7 protein-coding genes are annotated in these 9,154 nt (G+C 38.4%); 2 read left to right on the plus strand and 5 right to left on the minus strand.

The annotated features are described in order from the left end of the window. Positions 1 to 387 precede the first annotated feature (387 nt). The 3 genes from AAV97_RS00135 to AAV97_RS00145 form a co-directional block, all read right to left on the minus strand. Positions 388 to 1,473, minus strand: a complete 1,086-nt coding sequence (locus AAV97_RS00135; RefSeq protein WP_046759466.1) for a YheT family hydrolase — start codon at positions 1,471 to 1,473, stop codon at positions 388 to 390. Positions 1,474 to 1,550: 77 nt separating this feature from the next. Continuing rightward, a complete protein-coding gene (locus AAV97_RS00140; RefSeq protein ID WP_046759469.1) occupies positions 1,551 to 1,961 on the minus strand; it encodes a nuclear transport factor 2 family protein in 411 nt (136 codons plus the stop codon). Positions 1,962 to 2,049: 88 nt separating this feature from the next. Continuing rightward, the gene (locus AAV97_RS00145; protein WP_046759467.1) at positions 2,050 to 4,074 is read right to left on the minus strand and encodes an NADPH-dependent 2,4-dienoyl-CoA reductase; all 2,025 of its coding nucleotides are present in this window, start codon (positions 4,072 to 4,074) and stop codon (positions 2,050 to 2,052) included. Positions 4,075 to 4,239: 165 nt separating this feature from the next. Here AAV97_RS00145 and AAV97_RS00150 point away from each other — a divergent pair, with 165 nt between their 5' ends. Next, the gene (locus AAV97_RS00150; RefSeq protein WP_004830555.1) at positions 4,240 to 4,791 is read left to right on the plus strand and encodes a PadR family transcriptional regulator; all 552 of its coding nucleotides are present in this window, start codon (positions 4,240 to 4,242) and stop codon (positions 4,789 to 4,791) included. Between the two features lie 8 nt (positions 4,792 to 4,799). Next, positions 4,800 to 5,711 (plus strand): alpha/beta fold hydrolase, encoded by a 912-nt coding sequence (locus tag AAV97_RS00155; RefSeq protein WP_004830554.1) that lies wholly within the window; start codon positions 4,800 to 4,802, stop codon positions 5,709 to 5,711. Positions 5,712 to 5,785: 74 nt separating this feature from the next. On the opposite strand, the gene AAV97_RS00160 is transcribed toward AAV97_RS00155, so the two are convergent. Beyond that, a complete protein-coding gene (locus AAV97_RS00160) occupies positions 5,786 to 7,057 on the minus strand; it encodes a DcaP family trimeric outer membrane transporter (RefSeq protein WP_046759468.1) in 1,272 nt (423 codons plus the stop codon). Positions 7,058 to 7,134: 77 nt separating this feature from the next. Beyond that, positions 7,135 to 8,499, minus strand: a complete 1,365-nt coding sequence (locus tag AAV97_RS00165; protein ID WP_004830551.1) for an MFS transporter — start codon at positions 8,497 to 8,499, stop codon at positions 7,135 to 7,137. Positions 8,500 to 9,154: the final 655 nt, after the last annotated feature.

Below are 9,154 nucleotides of genomic sequence, written 5' to 3' on the forward strand. Positions count from 1 at the left end.
TTTTAAAAACTTAGCATTTATTTAACCTGAGTTCGATAAAAATCCTTGATGAAAGATGATACAGTCAAACCGCCTAGTTATTCATACAAGTGATTTGGATGATTCATTTATTTTGTACTTTTTGAATCATTGATGGTCTTGCTATCGTGAGGCGACATGGATGTCGCCATGTTGAGCGGGGGTAAAGGATGTACCCCTCGCTCAACGAAAGATTTTTGTCACTTTTCATCTCTGAAAAGTGAGTCATCGCATGCGCAAAAAAAATTTAAAATTTAGATGTAAAACGTGGCAGTGCAAACTTTAGATCATCATACACTATATTGATCGCATTCATTTTAGTGATTAAGAGAAACGATATTTTACAGTATGGTTTTTTCAACAGATTGACTATACTGAATACTGTTTTAGAAAGTCCGCCATTAAACGTGAAGCCCAAGATTTGGTATTCAAGCCTTCATAAAAACCACAATGACTGCCCTTTTTGGTCGTCACCACCACCACGTTATCCATATTCTGAATGGTTTCCTTATAAGGTTCTAAGTTTTTAATTGAGCACACTGGGTCATCTTCTGCATTCAGAATCATCAGTGGAATTTTAACATTTTCAAAAACATAAATAGGATTGGTGGCTTTTGAATAACTTTCATAATCTGAAAAACCAGCCATTTCAAAATATTCAGTTTGAAACTCTTGTAATGTTTTGGTTCTCAATACATTTTGTACTGAATGTACTGGTGTCCACGTTTGTGTATAAGGCGTGATAAATGCTTTAAACAATTTTTTGGTCATCACTTTGGTATAAAAAGGATGTACATTTTCAAAACCAATTTCAGTATCGTAGCCTGGGCACATTGCAAATGCTGCTTTAAATGGTGTGTCTAGACCTTGCTCACCCAAATAGCGTACCAATAATCCAGTACCTGCGGATGATCCCACCGCAAACAATTCAGTCTGTGGAAATAAATCCTGTATATAGCTCAATTGCTCTTTTAGATCGGATGTTGAACCAAAAATTGACATCAACGGAACAGGCATAGGTAGACCTGCATGCCCACGGCGTAAACATAGTGCAATTCGCCAACCCGTATATTCATGTAAATCTTTGACCAACTCACGCATACTTTCTGGCGTTCCAGTAATGGTATGCATGATCACAATGGTCGGTGTCTCTTCAGGTAAATCATAACCATACCATGCAATAGCAGTAATGCCTCCATCTTGCATAGTGATTTGATCAATCCGATCATATTGCAACTTAACTGTCTTTTTTTTAATTAAATCAAAATATAAAAGGTGTGCGTGTGTATTGGTCAACCACGGTGTAGGACGATATTTGTCTTGTAATTGAGGAAGTTTATCTAAGATCTCAGACATTGCACCTTGCTGATTAAAATACAACTTTGGCAATTCAGCGCCAGTCACTTGATCTAATAAACTTTGGGTAATCTCGGTAAACTTATGGAGTACAGACATTTTCCACCTCAACTTTTTATTTATGATAATCATACTTTAAATATGGGAGTCAACGCTCCCACTATTTATTTATACCATTATGCTTTGGGTATAAAGGTAGCCATTCGTTGCCCCATTTGGGCAGCCAAAGCTTCCAATCCACTTTTCGGGCGAATCATCACTTCAAAATCTACAATTTTTCCAGCCTCATTAAAACGAATCATATCAATCCCTTTTAACTTTTTCTCAGCAACATTGGCTGAAAACTCTAACACCACACTCTGCTCATCATCTGTATAAAACTCTCGATGATAGGTAAAATTTTCAAAAATTTGGATCACATTGCTTAAAATAAAAAAAACAACTTGCTTCCCTTCATATGGGTGATAAGCCACTGGCGAGCGAAAAACCACATCATCCGCAAGCAGTTCATTTAAAATACTCATATCACGGCTTTCTAGCATCTGATGCCATTTTTGTATTGCAGATTTGCTTTGTGTAAAACTCATTTCTTTCATCCTGAATAGAATCCTCCCTAATAAAAGTCTTAAAGACAATTCAACAAAGAGAGGATTTTGATTAAGTTTTTAAATTGGATTAAATCACTGCTGCTAATTCTGCACCTTGACGAATCGCACGTTTAGCATCCAACTCTCCAGCTTCCTTCGCGCCACCAATTAAATGAACAGATTTTCCTTCCGCTTGAAGTTGATCAAACATCGCAGTAAATGGCTCTTGTCCAGCACAAATCACCACATGATCAACATCTAAAATCATGACCTTGTCACCAACGGTAATATGCAAGCCTTGATCATCAATCTTGTCATAACTTGCACCTGGGATCATATTGACATGACGATGTTTCAGACCTGTACGATGAATCCATCCAGTTGTCTTACCTAAACCTGCACCCACAGAATTGGTTTTACGTTGCAGTAAATAGATTTCACGAGGCGATTGCTCAACTTCAGGCTGTTTTAAGCCACCCACATGCGCATAAGATGTGTCAATCCCCCATTCATCATAGAATTTCTGAGGATTTAAACTGCCACTCTCACCTTCATGTGAAAGGTACTCAGCGGTATCAAAGCCAATACCGCCTGCGCCGATGATTGCGACTTTTTTGCCAACAGGTTTACGATCACGTAAAACCTCGATATAGGACAATACTTTCGGATGATCAATGCCTTCAATATTTAGATGGCGTGGTGTCACACCTGTAGCCACAACAATTTCATCAAACTTTGCAGCATTCAATTCTTCATATGTCGCAGTATGGTTGAGTACCAGTTTAATGTTGGGTTGTAATTCAATTTTACGTTTGAAATAACGTAAGGTTTCATAGAACTCTTCTTTACCTGGAATGGTTTTGGCAATGTTGAACTGACCGCCAATCTGATTAGATGCTTCAAAAACGGTGACTTTATGTCCACGATCTGCGGCATACGTTGCAAAGCTTAAACCAGCAGGTCCTGCACCAATCACGGCGATATTTTTAATAACATCGGATTGCTTAAAAATCAGTTCAGTTTCATAGCAAGCACGTGGATTGACTAAACATGTAGCAATTTTCATGGAGAAAATATGATCTAGGCACGCCTGATTACAACCAATGCAAGTATTAATTTCATCTGCACGACCTTGTTCAGCCTTTTGCACAAAATGAGAATCTGCAAGCATCGGACGCGCCATAGAAATCATATCAGCATCGCCTTGAGCCAAGACATGCTCTGCCATTTCTGGGGTATTGATACGGTTCGATGTGATTAAAGGTACTTTAACAGAACCTTTTAATTTTTTAGTCACCCAAGTAAACGCTGCACGAGGTACTTTGGTCGCAATCGTCGGGATTCGTGCTTCATGCCAACCGATTCCAGTATTGATAATCGTTGCACCAGCTTTTTCAATTTCTTTCGCCAAGTGAATGACTTCTTCGAGCGTAGAACCACCTTCAACCAAGTCCAACATAGACAAGCGATAAATAATAATAAAGTTTTCACCTACCTCTTGGCGTGTTCTTCTTACGATTTCAATTGGAAAACGGATACGGTTTTCATAACTGCCACCCCACTCATCATCACGATGATTGGTTCTTGCAGCAATAAACTCGTTGATCAGATAACCTTCTGATCCCATAATTTCTACACCGTCATAGCCTGCAATTTGTGACAATCGGGCACAATTGGCAAAGTCTGCAATCGTTTGATGAACTTCTGCTGACGTTAGTGCATGTGGCTTGGTTGGATTAATTGGGGCTTGAATCGCTGAAGGTGCAACGTTTTCAGGCTGATAAGAGTAACGTCCAGTATGTAAAATTTGTAGTGCAATTTTACCTCCAGCATCATGAACTGCTTGAGTAATGACTTTATGTTTTTCTGCTTCTTCTAAATGATCTAATTTTGAACCACCAAAAAATGTTACACCATGATCATTGGGTGAAATACCACCTGTAACAATCAGTCCTACACCACCTGCAGCACGTTCTGCATAAAATGCAGCCATACGCTCATATCCACCTTGAACTTCTTCCAGTCCAACGTGCATAGAACCCATCAACACTCTATTCTTTAATGTAGTAAAGCCTAAATCTAAAGGCGCAAGTAGATGCGGATAATTAGACATGTAAACTCCTTGGCGTGCATTCGCTAGCTATCAATCTGATGAAAAAGTCTAATATTTTTTAATGCAACAAGTTGCATAGTTTGGGTATTTATAATCGAGATTTGATTTTTATGCAACATGTTGCATAATGACTTTATATTCATTTTATTGACCTAATATTACACAATGTCATTAGCCCATGTTTTATTGACCAGTCTGATCGAAAAACCAAGCACAGGTTTTGAGTTGGCTCGACGCTTTGACCGATCCATGGGATTCTTTTGGAATGCGACCCATCAGCAAATATACCGTGAACTCAACGGCATGCAAAAAAAAGGCTGGATTTCGACTTTAGAAGATCAGGCGGATCAAGGTCGTAAAAAAACCTATCAGGTTGAACAACTTGGGCGTGTCGAATTGGCTGACTGGATGGTTAAGCAAGGACAGCCTGCTCAACTTCGTGAAGAGCTTATGGTGCGCTTACGTGCTGAAGCACAATTTGGTGGGAATACTGTTTTACCTGAATTAGAACGTCATTTAAAATTGCATCAAGAAAATTTAAAACTCTATCTTCAAATTTTTTCCAAAGATTTTGAACACACAGAGACACTTGATCGTACTTTATATATCCATAAAATGATTTTACAATTGGGAATCGACTTGGAAAATGGCTGGATCAACTGGCTCAATGAAGTGATTCCACGACTAAAAGCATTTGAGAATAAAGACAATCCGTAGGAATATGCATGCCACACTATACAATGCCTGATGGCGAGAAATTATTTGTCCGTGAAATTGGTCAAGGCGAACCTGTAGTTGTTTTGTCTGGTTTAGGCATGCATAGCTGGCAGTGGTTACCTTTTTTATTGCCCAACATTAAACAATACAAATTTTATATCCCCGACTGGCGCGGTTTTGGTGGCTCGAAGACGTGTAATATTCCACAAGATATAGATGCAATATCAAATCACTGGCGTGACCTTGACAGCTTAATTGATCAACTGAATTTAGATAATTTTATTCTCATGGGTTATTCCATGGGCGCAACCACAGCCATGCATGGTATGCAGTATGGGAATTTAGCTGGCAAATTAAAAGCTTATTTACATATCGATCAAACCCCTAAAATTCCAACAGACGATACTTGGGAATTTGGTTTATTTGGCAAAAAATATTTTAAAATAAAGCGCTTACTCAAAGATTTTTCTGACTTTTTACATCAGTATTCTCAGTATCGTTTTGTCGATGAATTGCCGATTGAGCCAAGAACAGAACTGATTCAAATTTGGTTGAATTTCATTAAAATTCAAGGCAGTAATAAATTAAGTCCATTTATGTTTAATTTAGCCTTAAAACATCCACAACTCCAAAAACACTTATTGCCTATCCGTCGCATGGACTATTTAACGTGGTATATCGACAATTATCTCAATCATGATGAAGATTATCGTGATGCCATTGCTCAATTGGCTTGCCCTACGACCTTCTTTATTGGTGAAAAGTCTTCACTGTATCCAGCTGAAGGACAAATGCAAGTTTCTAATAGTTTGATCAATGCCAAAAATATTATATTTAAACGGTCCGGGCATACTCCTCTTATCACTGAACCTGTCAAGTTTAGTCAAGAAATTCGCTCTTTTCTAAAACAGTCTGCATAAGCGATATTTATAAAAAATCCTCGTTTAAAGCCAATTAAACGAGGATTTTAAAACTCAGTCTTTAAAATCTTGCTTTAAAAATTATACATTGCCACTGCATTAAAACGATTATCTTCGCCTGTATCTTGTCCATTTGCACCAGCAGCAAAAGCCTGACGCTCACCATAGACATATTCCAATCCAAAGCTTAATGGTTTTTTCGGGCTATAAAATACATTTGCCCAAGCCTGCCACACATGCTTATTGGCTTTTGTCGGATCACTCAAATATTGAATATATTTCTGATTTTCATCTGCTTTCATATAACCATAGCCCAAAGTCGAACGCCATTGTGGATTAAACTGTTGGGTGACACCCAGAGTGATAGAGTCAAATTCATTCAATGCCATGATTTTTTTGTTGGCATCAATAGAAAACCCAGCATTGGTCCATGACACTAAACTAGAGTCTCCTTTCACATGATAATAATCTGCTTTTAATGTCGTTTTTGTACTCAGTTCATATTTTGCCCCGACACCCACACCCCATGCCAATTCATCATCGGTTGTAGTCCGCTTTTGACTCATCATTGCCCTTAAACTCATAGTCCCCGCACGATCTGCAAAGCTATGATTCAGGCGTGTAGAGAATACTGGCAAGCTCATAATGGATAGTGCATCTTTTGAATCCTCAACAGCACTGACAAGTTGTGTCTCAGCATTAAATTTATGCGTATAACGGACTTGTGCATCACGCTTCACTGCCCCGCCAACATAGCCCAAAGCATCAATTGTTTCTGGCATATAATCTGGAACTGCGAAATTTGACCAAGTTTGACCAACCAACCATGAACCATAATTAAAATAGGCATGTCGAATCCTCAATGCATCATTTGCTCCCAAGAAATCAACTTCTATCTTTGCATTTACATCCTGATCTGCGGTTTTAAAATCTAAGCCTATGCGCGTTGCAGCTAGGGTTGATTTTAGTACATCACTGCTTTCGTTATTGCCTTTCAAAGGTACAGTATTGATTTGATTATAAAGTCGCTCAGCACTTCCGCCTTCTGACTGATATAACAAATCTGCACGGACATTGCCGTATAGACTCATTTCAGCGCCTGCTTTAGAACGTATTAACCAAGGTGATGTTGATGAATTTGTCGCTGTTATCGAATTCGCCTGTGGCTGATTTTGTATCAGTTGAACAGCTTGATTTTGCTGTTTCTGATGCTGCTCAAGCATTTCACGCAACTGTTTGACTTCACTCCTTAATTGTTCAACTTCAGAAAGTGCATCTGCATGAGCCATATTTAGACTAAATAAACCGATTGAAACTAAAATGACGTTGTAGTTAAATTTTTTCATTGTAGAAAGCATCCTATTCTCTACGATTGATTATTTTGAACCAGCCTTAATCTCCGTGATTCAGGCTGAAAAATCGATTAATTTGTAGTATTGCCAACAATATTTTGTTGCGGTGAAGTTGCTGAAAGCACTGTATTTTTTTCGACAGAAGCCTTTAAGTTGACTAAAAATATTGCAATTGCAGCAATTACACCCGGAATCGCAATCACCAGAAAATTCATTTGATGAGGAAGTTCAAACGTGAGCAGTGCGCCAGTGAGGACTGGACCTACAATTGCACCGATACGTCCAATACCCGATGCCCATCCCATACCTGTGGAACGAACAGCCGCAGGATAAAATTGAGCAACAAAGGTATAAAGTAAGATTTGCGAGCCGATTGTTGCTGCACCTGCTATCGCAATAAGTGTATAAAGTACAGCCTGTGGGCTTTTAAAACCGAGCAAAATGAGTGCCATAGCACCAACAGCAAACATGATGGTTAATACAGGTTTAATGTGAAATTTATCTGCCAATGCACCACCACCAATTGCACCGACCATTCCCCCAATATTCAGTGCAAATAAGAAAATCATACTTGCACCCAATGAATAACCTGCCTGAATCATCAGCTTTGGTAACCAACTGCCTAATGCATAAACCATCAATAAACACATGAAAAATGCAATCCAAAACATGAAGGTGCTAAAAGTACGTCCTTGTTGAAATAGCGCACGTAATGGTGCTTGATCCTCAGCAGTGACTTCATTCAGCACAAACTGAGTGGATGCTGTTAAATCTTGTTGCGGGGCAATTTTTTGCACAATCTCACGGACTTGGTCATTTTTTTCTTGTTGAGTCAAATACATCAAAGACTCAGGTAAAAACTTCCAAATCAAAGGGAGCGCTAAAAAAGGAATGATGGCGATGTAGAACATAATTTTCCAGCCATAATCAACCACCAACCACGCTCCCAATAATGCTGAAGCCATGCCACCAATCGCATATCCACTAAACATCACTGCAACCAATGTGCTGCGAATACGTTTAGGTGCATATTCAGTCATCAATGCCACCACATTTGGCATCACCCCACCAATTCCAAGACCTGCTAAGAATCGTAAAATCCCAAATTCAATTGGTGTTGATGCAAAAGCACCTAAAAAAGTAAATCCACTGAAAATCGCCACACAAATCATAATGGTTTTTTTACGACCTAATTTATCCGACAAAGTCCCAAAACTCATCGCACCAAACATCATGCCAAATAATGCTGTACTGGCAAGCATTCCGGCTTGCACAGCGGTAAGCCCCCACTCTTGCATCAACAATGGTAAAGCTACGCCATAAATGACTAAATCATAACCGTCAAAAATAATGATAGATAAACACCACAATAAAACTCCCCAATGGAATGGAGTAAATTTTGCGTCATCGACAATCCGATTGATATTTAATTGCATATTCAGCCTCCTGCTGAGAAACGTCATCTAAGTTTTCTCAGACAATGGCGTAAGCGCTATTTTTTGTCCAAAACCGATTACATATATATCCATACCTAAAAAGTCGGTTTAATGTTTTTATTTGAATAAACAATAGATTAAAAAGCTTGAATAAAATAATTCAGCCTCATATTTTTGCTCATTTATTTTTTATTTGAACTTTTAAATGGCTGTTTTTAGATTTATTAAGCAAAGCAAAAAGCTTATTGTATATTTTCAATATGTTACTTTTCACATAATATATAAACTATTATTCATTTTTTAATTGCTTAGCGATTAATATTCTCGATTTGTATATTTTAGAATAACGATTGCCTTATTCAAAAATAATGAAGACAAAATAATATGAAAGTCCCTTCTCCCAGTGAGAGAAGGCTTGCATTAGCAGATGATTTTAGGTGGAATGCCAATCCAAATGAGAATTATGCGAATAAGCTTGATGATTTGGTTAGGGTCTATGGATAATTCGTCTATGTTTGCGACTAGGTGTGTTTTTTAGGCGATTCTAGGCGCGAAATACGAAATTTAGTCATTCTAAATGAGAAGTTCGGAACGAAGAAGCGACAAAAAACATGCTAGTCCCCGCTGCGCCTTTCGCTGCAAACAAAGCAGTGCT

Source organism: Acinetobacter sp. Ag2 (genome assembly GCF_001005515.1).
Taxonomy (GTDB): domain Bacteria; phylum Pseudomonadota; class Gammaproteobacteria; order Pseudomonadales; family Moraxellaceae; genus Acinetobacter; species Acinetobacter bereziniae.

Coding starts and splice junctions, on each gene's coding strand:
- AAV97_RS00140 (WP_046759469.1), bottom strand. CDS start 1,961: ATGAGTTTTACACAAAGCAAATCTGCAATACAAAAATGGCATCAGATG.
- AAV97_RS00160 (WP_046759468.1), bottom strand. CDS start 7,057: ATGAAAAAATTTAACTACAACGTCATTTTAGTTTCAATCGGTTTATTT.
- AAV97_RS00135 (WP_046759466.1), bottom strand. CDS start 1,473: ATGTCTGTACTCCATAAGTTTACCGAGATTACCCAAAGTTTATTAGAT.
- AAV97_RS00155 (WP_004830554.1), top strand. CDS start 4,800: ATGCCACACTATACAATGCCTGATGGCGAGAAATTATTTGTCCGTGAA.
- AAV97_RS00150 (WP_004830555.1), top strand. CDS start 4,240: ATGTCATTAGCCCATGTTTTATTGACCAGTCTGATCGAAAAACCAAGC.
- AAV97_RS00145 (WP_046759467.1), bottom strand. CDS start 4,074: ATGTCTAATTATCCGCATCTACTTGCGCCTTTAGATTTAGGCTTTACT.
- AAV97_RS00165 (WP_004830551.1), bottom strand. CDS start 8,499: ATGCAATTAAATATCAATCGGATTGTCGATGACGCAAAATTTACTCCA.